The organism is Streptomyces viridosporus T7A (assembly GCF_008704515.1).
Classification (GTDB): Bacteria; Actinomycetota; Actinomycetes; order Streptomycetales; family Streptomycetaceae; genus Streptomyces; species Streptomyces viridosporus.
In genome coordinates, this window is sequence record NZ_CP023700.1 from 3,788,911 (window position 1) to 3,804,952 (window position 16,042).

Genomic DNA, 16,042 nt, shown 5'->3' on the forward strand with positions numbered 1-16,042 from the left:
TGCGTCATGACGGCGTTCTGGAAGGAAGACGGGCGCGACCTGCGGGCTCCGGGGCTCCTCATAGTCGACACAGAGAGGGAAATCGGCGGAGAGCACCGCCGGTCCCCACCACCCCCCACCCGGAAGGAACCTCCCATGATGAACCGCCACCTGCGCAAGGCCGTCGTCGCCACCGCCGCGATCACCGCCGGGCTGCTGATGACGGCGTGCCAGAACGGCACCGACGACAGCTCGTCCGGCAAGAGCGGAACGGGGACGGCGGTGGTCGCGGAGAACGCGTCGGGCTCCAAGGACGCGAAGGGCGTCAGCGGTTCGTTCAAGAACGGGAAGGTCACCCGTCTCGCCCCGGGCAAGTACCTCGTGTCCGTACCGGGCAAGGGCGACCAGCAGTTCCTGGTCGCCGACGACACCGAGGTCTACGGCGCCGGCACGATCTGCGGCGAGGCGGGGGCCAGGGTGGACGCGCCCTGCACGCTGGACCAGTTGGAGGCGGCCACCCAGAAGGGCGCCGTGAGCGCCGACGTGGAGATGGCGAACGGCATCGCGACCCTGGTGACCGAGCGGCGTGCCGCCCCGCAGGACTCCGGTTCCGGGGCGGGTTCCGGGTCCTCCGGTTCGGGCTCCGGCTCCGGCGAGACCGTCGTCGAGGGCATCGACAAGGGCAAGGGCGTCAACGGAACCTGGTTCGGCAACGTCTCCTACCTGGCGCCGGGCACATACACGGTCTCCGACTTGAAGGGCGTCGAGCAGCAGTTCTTCGTCTCCGAGGAGACCGAGATCTGGGGCTACGGTGACATCTGCGGTGACGCGAACACGGGTGAAGGCGGCCAGGGCGGTACCGAGTGCACCGAGGCCGAACTGGAGGCGGCGGCCAAGAAGGGCTTCAGCGCCGAGGTCGTGATCAGCAACGGCATCGCGACCACCATCCGCGACGACCACTGAGCCGCACCCCACGGTCAGCAGGTGGAGGGCCCCTGCGCCTTGCTGATGCGTGCCCGGCTTCCCCCTGGGCCGCCGTCCGTGGCACGAGGGAAGGGCCGGCCCGGGAGGGGACTCCTCCCGGGCCGGCCCTTCGCCGTTCCGGGCGCCATGCCGCACACGTGCCACCACGTCCGCTCGGCGCCCTCTTCAGCGGAGTCCGACGCCGCTCCCCCAGCACCTCGGATCAAGGCCCCGAGGCGGTGTCGTCATCGCGCCGGTATCCCCCGGAGACGGTTGCCCCGGAGACGGCTGCCCGGAAAACGGCTGTCCCGGGCCGCCGCTGCCCGGCCGGTCAGCACGAGCCGGCCGGTTCGGAGCTCTGGCAGACGTTGTTGATGAACTTGTTGCCCTTCTCCTTGTCGTCGCGGGTGGCCAGGTCCGCCGGCCGGTTGCCCAGCACGAGGTTGTCGCGGATGACGTTCCGCTCATTGGCGACGCCGTCCATGCTGCCGAACACGACGATCCCGCCGGAGTACGGTGAGTCACCCACGTTGTCGTGGACCGCGTTCTGCGTCACCAGCACCTTCTCCGTGCCGACGAGGGCGATGCCGACCCCCTGGAGGTGGGGCAGGCGCGCGGAGGCGGGGCAGTACTCGTTGTTCTCGTAGACCGCGTTGCGGCGGATGGTCAGGTCGCCCACCGTGCGCGGCAGCACGACGAAGACACCCGCGCAGTTGCCGGTGACGACGTTGCGCTCGACGGTGAGGTTCCTGAGCCGGCGGGTGGTCATGCCGATCCGGTTGCCCGTCAGGCGGTTGCCGCTGATCACCGTGCCGCGGGTGTCGAGGGTCTTGCTCTCCGCGTCGGCCTCGAACACGTTGGCCGTGTAGAGCCCGGCGTCGCCGTTGCCGCTTGCGGTGTTGTGGCGGAACGAGGCGCGGGTGGAACGATCCTGCGCGATGCCCCACTGGCCGTTGTCCCGGGCGGTCACCCGCTGGACGTCCAGTCGGTCGGTGCGCGTGGCCGAGACACCGTTCCTCTTGAACCCCTTGACGGTCAGCGACTGGATCCGCGCTCCGGTGACGGGGTGTTCGTCCGTACCGGTGACACAGATGCCGTCCCCCGCCTTGGCGCACGCGCTCTGCGCCTCCTCGTCCGTTCCGGGCACGATCACGGTCTGCTCACCCGCACCTCGGAGGGACAGCTCCTTGGTGATCGTGACGCTTCCGCGGTAGGTGCCCCGCGTCAGGACGATGGTGGCTCCGGGTCTGGCCGCGTCGATGGCCTTCTGGATGGACTGGCCCGGACGGACCACTTCCTCGAGTTCGTTCTGGGCGGAGGCGGCCGGAGCGAGGGCGCCCGCGCCGACGACGAGGGGCGCGATGGCGCAACTAAGGTACATAGTCTGACGTTTCCTCATGAACCCGACGCTATGGACCACTCCACGGTGTCGCCACTCTTGACGACCATATGGATACAGAAAGCCACCGATCGGGTTTGTTGCTCGGCTCCGCCGCCGCAGGGTGCCCGACGGCATCCTCTTCGGGGAGCGCACCGGGATCCCGTGGCGGGACCCGCCGACCCGGTGCGGCAGGTGGAGGCCCGTCTGCGAGCGGCACCGGTGCCGGTCGGCGGAGGACACCCGGGACACGAGCCTGCGGACCGTCAGGCCGACGCGGACGCGGGCGCGGAGACGGACGCGGACGCGGACGGCCGCATCGCCTGGTCCAGGGTGACGTGGCTTCGACCTCTTACCGCCTCTTGCCGCCTCTTGCCGCATTCACCGGCACACCACCGGGTACGGCGAAGGGCATCGCACGTCCCTGGGAATTGACGCCCCGGCAGCACCGCCCCGTGAGTGATTCGGATGCTCCCGGGGCGGGCCGACCTGCAGGGCCCGTCCCGCCGGTGCCGACGGCGCCGGCTCGGGGATCCGGGGGAAGACGCCGACGAGTTCGTCGGAGTCGGCGGCTAAAGTCCGTGCATGCTGCTGCCACGCCCTGTCGAGGGTGCCGAGGGCCCGTACGACGCCGGGTACCTCCCCAGATTGCAGATGACGTTCCACCCCGTCGAGGAGCCCATCACCGAGCCCGTCGCGAAACTGGGCGGTGATCCCGTATGGCTGGGTGAACCCTGTTGGCCGGTGCACCCCGACACCGGGGAGCCGCTGGACTTCATCGGGCAGTTCCCCGTCCCCGCGGAGGTCGGCGAGCCGCGGCGCATGGCATACCTCTTCCTGTCCTACGACGACTACGAGACCGGCGGGAGCGACCCGGAAGACGGCGAATCCGTCCTGCTCATCCAGCCCGGAGGGCGCGTCCCGGCGTTCGCCACCATCGGAGCGGCCGGTACGAAGGGGCGGTCCCTCTGGCGTTTCGGCCCCGACGACGAACAGGTGCCCGTCCAGTTCCGGATCGACATGGTGCCCGTGCCGGAGGAGGCCGGGCGCGGTCCTGGCGACCCCGAGGAAGAGGGACACGGCGCCGTCGGCGTACACGGCCACCTCGGGGGCAGGCCCGCCTATCCGGACTGGGCCGGGGTCGAGGCGCCCTGGCGCTTCTTCTTCCGGATCGGCGGCATGGAGGACGACGGACCGTACTTCCTGAACTTCGCGTACGGCGCCGGCTTCGCCTACCTCAGTCCCGACCGGTTGGAGGGCCGCTTCAGTTGGGAGGCGGCCTGAGGGCACGCGTCACCGGCAGGGCACGCGTCACCGTCTCGGCCCCGTCCCGTCCAGCCCCGTTCCCGGCCGTTCGGGCGGGACCGGAAGCGCGGGTGCCGCGGGTCCGCGTCCTGCCGGGCACGGGGAGAAGGGCCGGCCCGGGTTCCAACGAGTGAATCCGGTCGTCCGCGAGCAGCGGCCGTTGCGACAGCGGGAAGTCCCTTGCACACCCGACAAGCGATGGGCAGGGAGCATTCCTATGCCGAAGTTCCTCATCCAGGCCACCTACACGCCCGAGGGCACCAAGGGGCTGCTCAAGGAAGGCGCGAGCGGCCGTCACGCCGCTGTCGAACAGGTCGTCACCGGCCTCGGCGGGCAGGTCGAGGCCATGTACTTCGCCTTCGGGGAGGACGACATCGTGCTCATCGTCGACTTCCCCGACCCGGTCTCCATGGCCGCCGTCGGCCTCACCGTCAAGGCCAGCGGAGCCCTCCGCACCCGGGCCACCCCTCTCCTCACCCTCGACGAGATCGACGAGGCCGCCCGCCGGCAGGTCGCCTTCCGGGCTCCCGGCGCGTGAGCCCGGAGGTGGGGCCACACCTGCTGCTCTTCGTGGCCGAACGCCTCTGGAGCCGGACGCTTCCGAAGCCCACCGCGCGTCCAGGATCCCAGCCATGAGCAGGGACCGTGCACCCCACTGTGGAATGATCACGTTTCGGAGGAAGGGAGCGGTACATGTCTCAGCACCGGGAGCGGTCCCTCGTCGAAAGCCCCGGCTGGATGGTGCTGTGCATGATCTGGTTCGGGTGGTCGGCCGCCAGTACGGCCAGCGCACCGTGGGTTCGCCTCGGCTGCCTGGTGTTCTTCGTCGCCTGTGCCGCGCTCCTGCTGCGTCATGTGGTCAGGAACCGCCGGAGACGCGAGTCCCACCCCTCCTGAGCTGCGCGACCGACCTCGCCGTCGGCGCACGGCGGCGGGTCGGGGGCACGGAGGGAAGGACCGGCTCAGGAGGGATCCCCTCCCGGGCCGGTCCTTCGTCGTGTTCGGGGGACGGCGGGCGCGTGCGTACCCGCCGCCGGGTGCGCGGTCGGCCCCGAGGGGGCGCCGGAACGGGGCGTGCGGCCGCGGGAGTCGTCGCGCCCGCCGGTCGTCAGTAGCGGTGGCCGGGCCAGTGCGGATCCGTCCAGCGGTCCTCGTCGGTGAGTCCGAGCAGCCGTATCCGGTGCTGCAGGTCCGCCGGTGCGCCCGCCTCGCGGAGCCGCGCCGCGGCGTGGCCGAGGAGCCAGGCGACCAGTTCGGCGCGCGTCTCCTTCTCGTCGTGCTCGTACCAGTCGACGCTCCACGGCAGGCTGTCCCCGAGGAGCTCGTACTCCCATTCCGTGACCGCCTCGATGAGGCGCCGGTCGCTGAGGCGGCCGGTCTGCTTCTCCCAGTCGGCCAGCCAGGGGGCGAGTGTTCCGGACGCCTCGGCACACATCGCGAGGACCTGGTGCGCCGGGACGGCCGCGTCCGGATCGGTGAGGCTCTGCGCCCACCAGGCGTGCAGGAACTCGCGGACCGGACCGGCGTGCGCGTCGGGCCACTGCTGCCAGTGGCCGCGGGCGAAGGAGTGTCCGGCCTCCTCCAGTCCGAACAGGGGTTCCGCGTGGCCGGCGACCAGGACCCTGGCGAACTGCGGCAGGATGCGGCGCAGCACGGCCGCGTGGTCGGTCCAGTCGGTGGCCTGCCAGGCCCGGCGCAGGAGGTCCGGCTCCAGTTCCACGTCCGGCGTCTTCAGGAGGGAGAGTTCCTCCGGACTGCCCCAGTGGCACTCGCAGTTGTGTTCGTCCGGGCGTGCGGTCATGCCGCGGAAGGTGACGGAGAGGTCGTCCAGGGCGGCGTCGAGGCGGCGGCGTGCGGGACGGTCGGCGAGATGCATGAGGGGCTCGGCCTTCGAGGACTCCGTACGGCTTCCGCCGTCCGAAGGTCGCCACCTTACCCGGTCCGCTCTCCTGGCCCTCCTCGTCATGTTCTTCGTACGGGCGTCGTCCGGACGTCCGCCGCTCGGTGGAGGGGCCGTCCCGCGGCATCGGTGGAGGCGGTTCCCCCGGGGCCGAACGACGAGACGCTCCGCGTTCGTTGCCGCGCCGTCCGCCCTGCGGGGAGCGCCGGGCGGTCAGCGCAGGTCGCTGAAGCGTTCGGTCTTCTGTGTGCGGCCGGCCACGATGAGGGTGTCCTCGGATCCGACGACGGTCTCGGGGGTGGCGTAGGTGAAGCCCTCGCCGGGGCGCTTGATGGCCACCACGGTCACTCCGTAGCGGGAGCGGACGGCGCTGTCGGCCAGCCGTTCGCCGATGATGTCGGTGGGCGGGGTGGTCTTGACCATGGCGAAGTCGTCCTCGAACTCGATGTAGTCGAGCATGCGGCCCCGCACGAGGTGCGCGACGCGCTGGCCCATGTCGTGCTCGGGATAGACGACGTGGTGCACACCGAGCTGGGTGAGGATCCGGCCGTGGGCTTCGCTGACCGCCTTCGCCCACACGTCCTGGATGCCGAAGGAGACCAGCAGGGAGGCCGTGAGGATGCTCGCCTCCAGGTCGGTGCCGATGGCGACCACCGCGCGGTCGAACTCGTGGACCGCCAGCTGGCGCAGGATCTCCTCCTTGGTGGAGTCGGCGCGTACCACGTGGGTGAGGGAACCGGACAGGGACTGGACGAGTTCGGCGTCCCTGTCGATGCCCAGGACCTCGGTGTCCTCGCCGACCAGTTCCAGTGCCAGGGCACGGCCGAAGCGGCCCAGGCCGATGACGACCACGGCGTTGCCGTGGGCCATGCGGCGGTTCCTGCGGGTGCGGTTCCTAGCCAATGATGGGTCGCTCCTCGGGGAGGTCGTACATGCGGACGCGGGTGCGCAGGGCGAGCGCGGAGGCGATCGTGATGGGGCCGAGCCGGCCGATGAACATCAGGACGACGAGCAGGCACTGCTCGAAGCCGGGCAGGCCGGCGGTGATCCCGGTGGACAGGCCCGTGGTCGCGAAGGCGGAGATCACCTCGAACAGCGACCGGTCGAGGTCGATTCCGGTGAACACCATGAAGACGACCGTCGACGCGGTGACCACGGCCACCGACAGCAGGACGATGGTCAGCGCCTGGCGCTGGGTGTCCCGGTGCAGGCGCCGGTGGAAGATGTTCACGGCGCCTTCGCCGCGCACCTCGGCGTACATCGCGAAGAACAGGACGGCGAAGGTGGTCACCTTGATACCGCCCGCGGTGCCGGCGCTCGCGCCGCCGATGAACATCAGGACGTCCATGCCCAGCCAGCTCGCCGGTCTCATCCCGCCGATGTCGATGCTGTTGAACCCGGCCGTGCGGGGCATCCCCCCTTGGAAGAAGCCGGCCAGCAGCTTCCCGGGCACGCTCAGGGGTCCGAGGGTCGCGGGGTTGCTCCACTCGAGCGCCGTGATGAACACGCTGCCGCCGACGAGGAAGACACCGCTCGCCCACAGCACGATCCTGGTGTGCATGGACCAGGTCCGCGGCCGGCGCCAGCGGCGCCGCAGCTCGAACAGGACCGGGAAGCCCAGCCCGCCGGCGATGACGGCGAAGGCGATGGGGAGGCAGATCCACCAGTCGGTGGTGAAGCCCGTCAGGCTGTCGGTGTACAGCGCGAAGCCCGCGTTGTTGACCGCGGACACGGAGTGGAACACGCCCAGCCACAGTGCCCTCGGCCAGGAGTTGTCGTAGGCCAGGCCGAAGCGAAGGGTCAGTACCAGTGCGGTGATCGCCTCCAGCAGCAGAATGACCTTGATCACCCCGGTGGCCACCGCCCGCACGTCGCCCAGTTCGAGGGTTTTGGTCTCCGCCGCCGCCGTGAGGCGTGCGCGCAGCCCCATCCGGCGGGACACCAGCATGACCAGCAGGGACGCGAAGGTCACGATGCCCAGGCCGCCCACCTGGATGAGCGCCAGGATCACCACGTGCCCGAAACCGGACCAGTAGGTGGGCGTGTCCACCACCACCAGACCGGTCAGGCACACCGCGGAGGCGGAGGTGAACACCGCCTCCAGCGCCGTGGCTCCGCCGGGGCCCGCCTTCGCGGCCGGAAGCATCAGCAGCACACTGCCCACCAGGATGGCCGCGGCGAATCCGAGGACGACGAACTGGGCCGGATGCCGCGGACGCAACCGCCGCCAACGGCTCACCACAGCCACCCCACCCTCACGGAAGGCCCCGTTCACGATCGACCGCACCGCACGACGATAGCCAACATCCTCGCGGGCGCCCCGGTCGCGGTGTCCGCGGACCGTGTCCGACGAAGCCCGCGGGGCCGCTGGTGTGCGGGCTGCCCGGCACGGGAGCGTCGTCCGGGCCCGGGGCCGCCGTCGGTCGCGACGGACATCGGCGAGGTGGCCCGGGGCGAGACGTGCCGTCAGGCCCCGGCGGGTCCTCGGCGCCGTGCCGCGGAGGCGATCACGGCGGAGACGGCGGTGGTCGCGGCGAGGCCGCCCAGCATGACCATCCCCACGCCGATGACGAAGAGGCCGCTGCCGTCGTCCGACCAGTCGTAGAAGGCGGCGGCGGTCAGGCCGGCCGTGGTGCCGAGCACCGCGCCCACGACGTGGCGCCGGGACGCCGCCCAGTACACCGGTACCAGCAGGGTCAGCACCAGCCCGATCACCTGCCACGCCTCGTACGGGCCGGTCGTCGAACCGTCGGGGTGCACGTCACGGTGCTGGTCCCAGCCGAGCCAGGCGGCCCACAGCGCCGACGTCACCACCGCCGGCACGAGGAACGACAGCAGCGGGTGAACGGGTTTCGTCAGTCCTTGACTCATGGTCCGAGCGTTCCGTCCCGTCCCGCCGCCGGACAGGGCGCACGTACTCAGATCCACCCGAGTACCCGGGCCACGGGCGGGCGGGCCGTGTACTCGGCCGGGGAGCGGGTGCGGGCGGGAAACCGACCGGGCCGCGACGGCCATCGAGGATGATGCCCGTATGCAGAACAAGGACGGAAACAGTGGGGCGGCCGCCAACAAGGCGCTGGCGTCGGGCATATCGGTGGGGCTGGCGCTCGGTACGGCGCTCGGGTTGGTGCTCGGGCTGACCGTCTTCGGCAACCTCGGGCTCGGTCTGGCCCTGGGAATGGCCCTGGGAGTGGGGGCCGGCACCGCCGTGGGGGTGGCGGCGGGGACCAGGGGCGAGGACCGTTCCGAGCGGGAGGACGGCGGTTGAGGAGCCCGTGACCGGGTCGGGGCCGGCACGTCGCGCTCATGCGCTCCCGGAAGCCGGAGGGCGCGCCGGTGCCGTGGGCGGCCCGCCCGCTCGGCCCGCCGGTCGTGGACGTCGGGGGACACGGAGGAGCGGACCGCCCACTCGCGGGGCCCCACCGCCGTGCCCGTCGAGGCCGGTCACGGGAAGGTCACGCCGCGGGGCTAGCATCCGTTCATGGCGAACGCAGAGAACACAGAAAACACAGAGAACGCAGAGAACGCAGCGAACAACGGCCGCGACGGCGCCTCCCCCCTCGATGTCGAGATCGGTGCCCTGAACGGTGGCTCCGCCGGGCTCGCGCAGTACGCGGGGCGGGCCGTGCTCGTCGTGAACGTGGCCTCCAAGTGCGGGCTGACCCCGCAGTACGCCGGGCTGGAGCGGCTGCACGAGCGGTACGCGGAGCGCGGCTTCACGGTGCTGGGCGTGCCCTGCAACCAGTTCCTCGGGCAGGAGCCGGGCAGCGCGGAGGAGATCGCCGAGTTCTGTTCGGCGACGTACGGCGTGACCTTCCCGATGACCGAGAAGGTCGAGGTGAACGGGGAGGGCCGGCACGCCCTGTACCAGCGGCTGGTCGGCTTCGCCGACGCCGAGGGGCACGACGGGGACGTCCGCTGGAACTTCGAGAAGTTCCTGATCGGGCGGGACGGTGAGGTCGTCGCCCGCTTCTCGCCGCAGACCGAGCCGGAGTCGGCCGAGGTCGTGGCGGCGGTGGAGAAGGCGCTCGGCTGACTTCCGGCACCCCGTTGACCTTGCCCCTGGGACAGGGCAGAGCCTCGGTGTCGCCGGGCGGAAGGGCCGCCCGGCGACGGAGGATGACGGGGTGGACGAGGAACTGCTCGGGATCGGCGCGTTCGCGGCGCGGGCGCGGCTGTCGGCCAAGGCCCTGCGGCTGTACGACCGTCTGGGGCTGCTGGCCCCGGCGCGGGTCGACGGGGGGACCGGTTACCGGTTCTACCGGGCCGGTCAGGTCGGACGGGCCCGGACGATCGCACTGTTGCGGCAGCTGGACATGCCGCTGGCGGTGATCGCCGAGGTCGTCGACGCGGACGACGGTGCGACGGCGGCCGACCGGCTCGACGCCTACTGGGCGAACGTCGAGGCGCGGGTCGCCGGGCAGCGGACGCTCGCCGCGTACCTCCGTGGACGGTTGTCGGGGAGGAGCTCCGAGATGTACGGGAAGTTCGTGGTCGAGACGGTGGACGTGCCCGAACAGGTGCTGATCACCGAGACGCGGCACACGCTGGTGGACGAGTTGCCGGCGTGGATCGGGGCCTCGCTGGGGCGGCTGGAGGAGGCGGCCCGGGAGTGCGGGGGCATGACCGGGGAGCCGTTCGTGGTGTACCACTCCGAGGTGTCGATGGAGAGCGACGGCCCCGCCGAGGCGTGCGTCCCGGTCGCCGACGAGGCGGCGGCGCGGGAGTGGGCCGCGCGGCGGGGCCGGTCCTGGGAGACGGCGGTACGGGTGGAGCCGGCCCGACGGCTGGCCCGCACCCGGATCACCAAGGCGCAGGTGGCGCATCCGCAGATCATGGCCGCCTTCGAAGCGGTGGAGCAGTGGATGGCCGCCGAGGGGCTGTCACCGGCGGGCCCCTGCCGGGAGGTGTACTTCGCGGACTGGGACGCCGCCGGGGCCGAGGACCCGGTGTGCGACGTGGCTTTCCCGGTGAGCTGAGCGGCAGGAGGCCGGGCCGCGCACCGGGGCCCTCTCGGCTAGGACGGCGAGCTGGTCGAGAGGGCCCTTTCGGCGGTACCGGTACCCGTGGTACCGGTACCCGTGGTGCGGGTGCCGACGACGTCCGTGCCGACGGCACCGGTGCCCGGGGCGTCCGTGCCGGTGGCTCCGGCACCAGTGGTCCGTGGGGCGGTCGCCGGTCCGATCAGTCCTTCACCGAGGCCACGAAGGCGCTCCACGCGTCCGCGGGAAAGGCCAGCTTCGGACCCTCGGGGACCTTGGTGTCCCCGAGTTCCAGCGCTTCCCGGTGGGTCGACCTGACCATCACGCACGCGCCGTTGTTGTTGGTGTAGGTGGATGTCGTCCACGTTTCCGTGGCACCCAGACGAATTGCCATGTTCGCTCCGTAGCCAGTTGCTGAGTTGCCGTCCCGGGCTGCGCATTCCGGCATGGACCCGCAGAACGGATTGCGCCACCCCCCACTGGTGGGTGGCGTGATCGACGCTACTCGCCACCATCCTCTTCCGAAGCGGCCATTCACTCGACCGGATGGCATATTCCGGACGAGTCTTCCCGACGGTCATGCCAGAGGTGTAAGGTTCGCCTCCACATGACGGCGGATCAGCGTGCGTAGTCCTTCGCGATGCGCTCGACGAGCTGACGGGACTGATCCACGTTCAGGGACTGGGCCCGCAGGTGCTCGTACATCACGGTGTACTTCTGCACGTCGTGCGGCTTCTCCAGGTACAGGTCACTGGTCACGCCCTCGATGTACACGACGCTCGAGTCGGCCGCGTCGGCGAACTCCAGGATCGAGTACTGGCCGTTGATACCGGCGTGCGCGCCCACCTCGAACGGCAGCACCTGCACGGTGATGTGCGGGAGCTGGGACAACTCCATGACGTGCTCGAGCTGTTCGCGCATCACCTGCCGGCTTCCGACGACCCGCCGCAGCGACGCCTCGTCCAGCACCACCCACAGCCGCAGCGGGTCCTTCTCGGCGGTGATGCGGCTCTGCCTGCGCAGGCGGACCTCGACCCGCTTGTCGTTCTCCTGCTCGGACGACTCCGGCGAACCGCCCTGGACGATCGCCTCGGCGTACGCGCGGGTCTGCAACAGGCCGGTGATGATCTGGGGTTCGTAGACCCTGAGCGACTCCGCGTCCGTCTCCAGGCCGATGTAGACGCTGTACGGGATGTCGCCGAAGGCGTGCCACCAGCCCTGCTGGCGCGAGTCCTTGGCCATCTGCATCAGCGAGTCGACGATGCGCTGGTCCTCCACCTCGTAGACCCCGCACAGGTCGCGGACGTCGCGCTGGCTGATGCTGCGCCGGCCGTTCTCCAACCGGCTGATCTTCGACTGCGACACCAGCAGCCGTTCCGCCACTTCCTCGGCGGTCATGCCCTTGAGTTCGCGGAGCCTGCGCAACTCCTGGCCCAGCCGGCGCCGCCTGACGGTGGGATTGACATTGGATGCCACGGGACGTGCACCTCCGGCTGCATGCCTCATACTTGCCACTTTGCGTATCTGCTGTCGAGCAGATTGCCACCAAGGTGCTTCCTACCGCTGGGAAACGGTGGATATACGGCGGGTACGCGCCGGTTCGCGAAACGGTGACGGCACGGACGCCGGTTCCGGGCACGCCTAGCGGGGCGGAGGGAGTCCCGTGTACTCCCTCCGCCCCGCTCGGACAGCGGCTCCCGTGACCGGTTCCGCGGTGTCGTGCCGTGCGTCCGCGGTGCGTCGTGGGCCCCTCGGGGGACGTGCGGTTCAGTGGGCCACGACACGCGCCATGGATCCGCGGTGCGGTTGCGCCGGAACGCCTCGGGCGGGTTCCGTCGCGCCCCGGCCCCCGGCGGGGGCCTGACGGCCGGCCGCGGCGGGGCTGCGGCGCGGCTGGGCCGCCACGCCGTTCTGAACGTCCATCACGGCGTGCGCCACGAGGCCGCCCATCGGGTCGTGCCGGATCAGGTCCCGCAACCGGGAGCGCGAGGAGCGTCCCTCGTTCCCCGGGTACAGGTGCTTGCCGAGGCCGACCGCGTGCGCCAGTGCGGCGAGCGCCGCGGTCCGCGGGTCCGGCGGAACGCCGGTGCGGATCGCGGAGTCCAGCCGGGCCCTGATCTCCCGGCTGATCTCGGTGTCCGTCGCCTGGTAGCGAGTCGTCGGCAAGACCCCGCACATCTGTCCCGCCACGGCGTGCACCATGCCGCAGCGCTCCAGATGCGAGAGGTAGGTCTGGCGGAGCCCGAGACGCGGCCCGCCGATCCAGTGGACGGCCCGTACCGGAGCGCCGCGCCTTCGCAGCAACTCCAACGCGCAGTCCAATGTCGGATCTCCAGTCGGCCGTGGCACCACCACGGCGATACGATCCCCGTCTGGGGCTATCCGTCCGGCCAGCGCCAGCTCCACTAGCTGTGCTCCGGCCAGACCGAGGTCGAGCGACTGCGGCTGTGCGGTGGTACCCGTGGTCGGGTCCAACGCCAGCAGCAGAAGCTCCTCCGGAAGTGTTCTGCGGCTCCTGCCCATCCATGCCTCCCCGCGTGGATGAATGACAGGGTGACCCCTCTCACATTGGTCTGTCGAGGGTGCGTGACCGGTTCGTAAGGGAACCGGTAGGTATGTCGTTCTCGTCTAGCACGTGGGATCGGCCCGCAACACAGGACACTGGTACAGGGTTCGGACAACGCGCGGAGCGTTGTCGCGGGCGATGGTTCACGGTTGGGTTGGCGCACGCGGGGCGTGCGGCACATGCGAGGAGGCATCGGTGGCGGGCGAGTCCCCCGACAGGTCGAAGCAGCGCGAGTCGTCGGCAGGACCGACGTCGGGGAGCGCGGGTCCGGTTCCCGAGGCGAGGAACTCCGCCGAGGAGCGGGACCCCCGGTTGGCGGTGGCCCGCGAGGCCGCGTCTTCCAAGAACCGCGGGAGCGGCGACACGGCCACCCGGGTGCTGTCGGTGCGTGAGGCGACGGAGGACGCGGCGGCCGACGACGCGTCCACCGGGGGCCGTGACGATTCTGCTGCGGAGGGTGCCGGTCGGCTGAGCGAGGCGGTGGCCTCGTGGGTGCGCCCGGCGGAGCCCGGTGCGGGCACCGGCGGGGCGGCGGAGTCCGAGGACGGGGCCGAGGACGCCCCGGCCGACGGCGGGAAGGCCACCGCCCAGGACGGCGCCGGCGCCGGTGCGGGGACCGGGAGCGACGCGGGAGACGCCTCGGAGCGGGCGACCGCTCCTGCCGGGGGCCCGAAGGCCGACGACGAGGACGACGACGAGGACGGGAACAAGGGCGAGAACAGGGGCACGGACGCCGACGAGGGCGCGTCCGACGCGTCCGGGTCCGAGGCGGACGGGCCGTCCCGGGGCGCCACCGCCGACGCGGGCGACGCGGGGCCCGGGGAGGCCGTGCGGGAAGCCCCGGAGGCCGGTCCGGCCCCGGACGCGACCGGTGGGGCCGAGGGCGCCGCGGACGACGCGTCCCACGGCGAGGACGGGGACGAGCCCCGCGGCGGCGCCCCCACGGCGACGGGCGACGCGGACGACGCCCCCGAGGCGGGTCCGTCCGGGGACGACGACGCGTCCCCGGACGCGGACCCGTCCACGAGCTCCCCGAAGACCGCTCCCGCCGACCGGACCGCCGACGGCGGCTCGGCCTCCGACGACGCCGACGATTCCGACGCCGACGACGACGCGGACCCGTCCACCGACTCCCGTGAGGCCGGTGCCGGGGCCGCCCCCGAGGCCGGCGGCCCGAAGGCCGACGACGACGATCCCTCCGACACCGACACCGACACCGACACCGAGTCCGGCTCCCGGACCAAGGCCGAGGGCCCCGTCGATCAGCCCACCGCCGTCTTCAGGACCAGGCCTCCCTCCGCGCCCCCCGTCGACCAGCCCACCACCATGCTCAAGTGGGGCGACGCGGGCGCCAAGGCCACGTCCGACAGCGCGTCCGAGTCCAAGCCCGAGGCCGCGGCCGAGCGGACCAGCAAGTTCGTCGCGCTGAAGGAGTTCGACGACCCCGGCACCCGCAAGCCGCCGCGTGGTGAGGACGCCACCACCGCGCTGCGCACCGCGCCGCCGGCCGCGCGTCCCCCCGCGCCCGCCGGCGCGACCGCCGCCCCCGCCCCGCAGGTCGAGCCCGAGCGGACGACGCAGCAGCCGCTGCCGCCCAAGCCGCCGCTGGACCTGCTGGCCGAGCTGACCAACACCCCGCCGCCGCCGGAGACCCCGCTGCGGACGGCCGTGCGGCGGGTCAAGATCTGGACGCCGCTGGTCCTGCTGCTGGTCATCGTCTTCGCGATCGTGCAGAACGTCCGCCCGCTGCCGGCGCCCACGCTCGAGCTCACCGCCCAGGACAGCTACACCTTCGAGGGCGACAAGGTCGACATCCCGTGGCCGGCGTCCGGGCAGGCCGCGCTCGACGTCCAGGGCATCGGCACGTTCGGCTCCTCCGGCGAGCAGAAGCCCGTGCCGATCGCCAGTGTCGCCAAGGTCATGACCGCGTACCTGGTCCTGCGCGACCACCCGCTCAAGAGCGGCGCCGAGGGGCCGATGATCAAGATCGACGAGCTCGCCGAGAAGCAGTCCGACGCCGGTGACGAGTCGACCGTCGACGTCACCGCGGGCGACGAGATCTCCCAGCGGGAGGCGATCGAGGCCGTCCTGATCGCGTCCGCGAACAACGTGGCGCGACTGCTCGCCCGTTGGGACGCGGGGTCCGAGGAGGCGTTCGTCGAGAAGATGAACGAGGCCGCGAAGGACCTCGGCATGACCGACACGACGTACACCGACCCCTCGGGGCTGAACAACACCACCGTGAGCACGGCCGTGGACCAGGTGAAGCTGGCCAAGGCCGCGATGCAGCAGCCCGTGTTCCGCGAGGTCGCCGCGATGATGTCGTACGACGACTACAAGGGCAAGAACTGGCCCAACTGGAACCAGCTGGTCGGCAGCAACGGCGTCGTCGGCATCAAGACCGGCACCACCACCTCCGCGCTCGGCAACCTCGTGTTCGCCGCGAAGAAGGAGGTCGACGGCGAGACCCGGCTCATCATCGGCGCCGTGGTCCGCCAGCCCGCGGGCGGCAAGGAGAACACCATCCTGTCCGCCGCCCTCACCTCGAGCGACCTGCTGATCCGGGCCGCGCAGGGCGCGTTGGAGTCGGCGACGATCCTGAAGAAGGGCACCGTGGTCGGGTACGTGGACGACGGTCTCGGCGGCCGCACCCCCGTCGCCGTCACCGAGGACGTCGAGGCCGTCGGCTGGGCGGGGCTGTCGGTGAAGCTGACGTTCGCCGCGGACGACGACCTGCCGCACCAGGCGGAGGCCGGCACCAAGGTGGGCACGCTCACCGTGGGGGACGGCACGAGCAGCGCCGTCAAGGTGCCGGTCGCCCTCCAGGAGGACCTGGTGGAACCCGGCTTCACGGACAAGCTGACGCGCGTCTCCTGATCCGGGACGCGCGTGCGCGGCGCGCACGCTTGCACCCCGTCGGCCGTCCCCGCCCGGGCGACGGCCGACGGGGTGCGTGCTAGCGTCACGAA

At 71.6% G+C, this 16,042-nt stretch carries 16 protein-coding genes; 8 read left to right on the forward strand and 8 right to left on the reverse strand.

The features are described 5' to 3' along the window. Positions 1–135: 135 nt before the first annotated feature. Positions 136–942 carry a hypothetical protein gene (locus CP969_RS17420; RefSeq protein WP_016825801.1) on the forward strand — a complete coding sequence of 269 codons (807 nt, stop codon included), beginning with the start codon at positions 136–138 and terminating at the stop codon, positions 940–942. Between the two features lie 331 nt (positions 943–1,273). Here CP969_RS17420 and CP969_RS17425 read toward each other — a convergent pair whose 3' ends face one another. Beyond that, on the reverse strand, positions 1,274–2,323 hold the full coding sequence (locus CP969_RS17425) for a right-handed parallel beta-helix repeat-containing protein (RefSeq protein ID WP_016825800.1): 1,050 nt from the start codon (positions 2,321–2,323) through the stop codon (positions 1,274–1,276). Between the two features lie 582 nt (positions 2,324–2,905). On the opposite strand from CP969_RS17425, the gene CP969_RS17435 reads away from it, so the two are divergent. The 3 genes from CP969_RS17435 (at position 2,906) to CP969_RS17445 (ending at position 4,522) form a co-directional block, all read left to right on the forward strand. Continuing rightward, positions 2,906–3,604, forward strand: a complete 699-nt coding sequence (locus CP969_RS17435; protein ID WP_016825799.1) for a hypothetical protein — start codon at positions 2,906–2,908, stop codon at positions 3,602–3,604. Positions 3,605–3,842: 238 nt separating this feature from the next. After that, a complete protein-coding gene (locus CP969_RS17440; RefSeq protein ID WP_004986755.1) occupies positions 3,843–4,163 on the forward strand; it encodes a GYD domain-containing protein in 321 nt (106 codons plus the stop codon). Positions 4,164–4,318: 155 nt separating this feature from the next. Then, the gene (locus CP969_RS17445) at positions 4,319–4,522 is read left to right on the forward strand and encodes a hypothetical protein (protein WP_004986754.1); all 204 of its coding nucleotides are present in this window, start codon (positions 4,319–4,321) and stop codon (positions 4,520–4,522) included. A gap of 211 nt (positions 4,523–4,733) precedes the next feature. On the opposite strand, the gene CP969_RS17450 is transcribed toward CP969_RS17445, so the two are convergent. The 4 genes from CP969_RS17450 to CP969_RS17465 all read right to left on the reverse strand — a co-directional run bounded on the left by CP969_RS17450 (position 4,734) and on the right by CP969_RS17465 (position 8,396). Then, positions 4,734–5,501 carry a hypothetical protein gene (locus CP969_RS17450; RefSeq protein WP_016825798.1) on the reverse strand — a complete coding sequence of 256 codons (768 nt, stop codon included), beginning with the start codon at positions 5,499–5,501 and terminating at the stop codon, positions 4,734–4,736. A gap of 237 nt (positions 5,502–5,738) precedes the next feature. Next, positions 5,739–6,395: a potassium channel family protein gene (locus CP969_RS17455; protein ID WP_004986751.1), complete on the reverse strand. Its 657-nt coding sequence runs from the start codon at positions 6,393–6,395 to the stop codon at positions 5,739–5,741. 25 nt (positions 6,396–6,420) lie between these two features. After that, a complete protein-coding gene (locus CP969_RS17460; RefSeq protein WP_004986750.1) occupies positions 6,421–7,767 on the reverse strand; it encodes a TrkH family potassium uptake protein in 1,347 nt (448 codons plus the stop codon). Positions 7,768–7,991: 224 nt separating this feature from the next. Next, positions 7,992–8,396 carry a hypothetical protein gene (locus tag CP969_RS17465; RefSeq protein ID WP_016825796.1) on the reverse strand — a complete coding sequence of 135 codons (405 nt, stop codon included), beginning with the start codon at positions 8,394–8,396 and terminating at the stop codon, positions 7,992–7,994. A 160-nt stretch (positions 8,397–8,556) separates the two neighbouring features. On the opposite strand from CP969_RS17465, the gene CP969_RS17470 reads away from it, so the two are divergent. The 3 genes from CP969_RS17470 to CP969_RS17480 all read left to right on the forward strand — a co-directional run bounded on the left by CP969_RS17470 (position 8,557) and on the right by CP969_RS17480 (position 10,504). Further along, positions 8,557–8,793, forward strand: coding sequence for a hypothetical protein (locus CP969_RS17470; RefSeq protein ID WP_016825795.1), 237 nt, complete (start codon positions 8,557–8,559; stop codon positions 8,791–8,793). A 213-nt stretch (positions 8,794–9,006) separates the two neighbouring features. Continuing rightward, entirely contained in the window at positions 9,007–9,561 is a 555-nt protein-coding gene (locus tag CP969_RS17475) for a glutathione peroxidase (protein ID WP_016825794.1), read from the forward strand. 91 nt (positions 9,562–9,652) lie between these two features. Then, on the forward strand, positions 9,653–10,504 hold the full coding sequence (locus CP969_RS17480; RefSeq protein WP_016825793.1) for a MerR family transcriptional regulator: 852 nt from the start codon (positions 9,653–9,655) through the stop codon (positions 10,502–10,504). A 205-nt stretch (positions 10,505–10,709) separates the two neighbouring features. On the opposite strand, the gene CP969_RS17485 is transcribed toward CP969_RS17480, so the two are convergent. From CP969_RS17485 to CP969_RS17495, 3 genes are all read right to left on the reverse strand, one after another. After that, positions 10,710–10,901: a DUF397 domain-containing protein gene (locus tag CP969_RS17485; RefSeq protein ID WP_026085099.1), complete on the reverse strand. Its 192-nt coding sequence runs from the start codon at positions 10,899–10,901 to the stop codon at positions 10,710–10,712. 224 nt (positions 10,902–11,125) lie between these two features. Continuing rightward, positions 11,126–11,983 (reverse strand): helix-turn-helix domain-containing protein, encoded by an 858-nt coding sequence (locus CP969_RS17490; RefSeq protein WP_004986744.1) that lies wholly within the window; start codon positions 11,981–11,983, stop codon positions 11,126–11,128. A gap of 291 nt (positions 11,984–12,274) precedes the next feature. After that, entirely contained in the window at positions 12,275–13,030 is a 756-nt protein-coding gene (locus CP969_RS17495) for a GOLPH3/VPS74 family protein (protein ID WP_004986743.1), read from the reverse strand. Between the two features lie 238 nt (positions 13,031–13,268). Between CP969_RS17495 and CP969_RS17500 the strand changes: the two genes are divergently transcribed. Beyond that, positions 13,269–15,950, forward strand: coding sequence for a D-alanyl-D-alanine carboxypeptidase (locus CP969_RS17500; protein ID WP_026085098.1), 2,682 nt, complete (start codon positions 13,269–13,271; stop codon positions 15,948–15,950). The last annotated feature ends 92 nt before the right edge of the window (positions 15,951–16,042 follow it).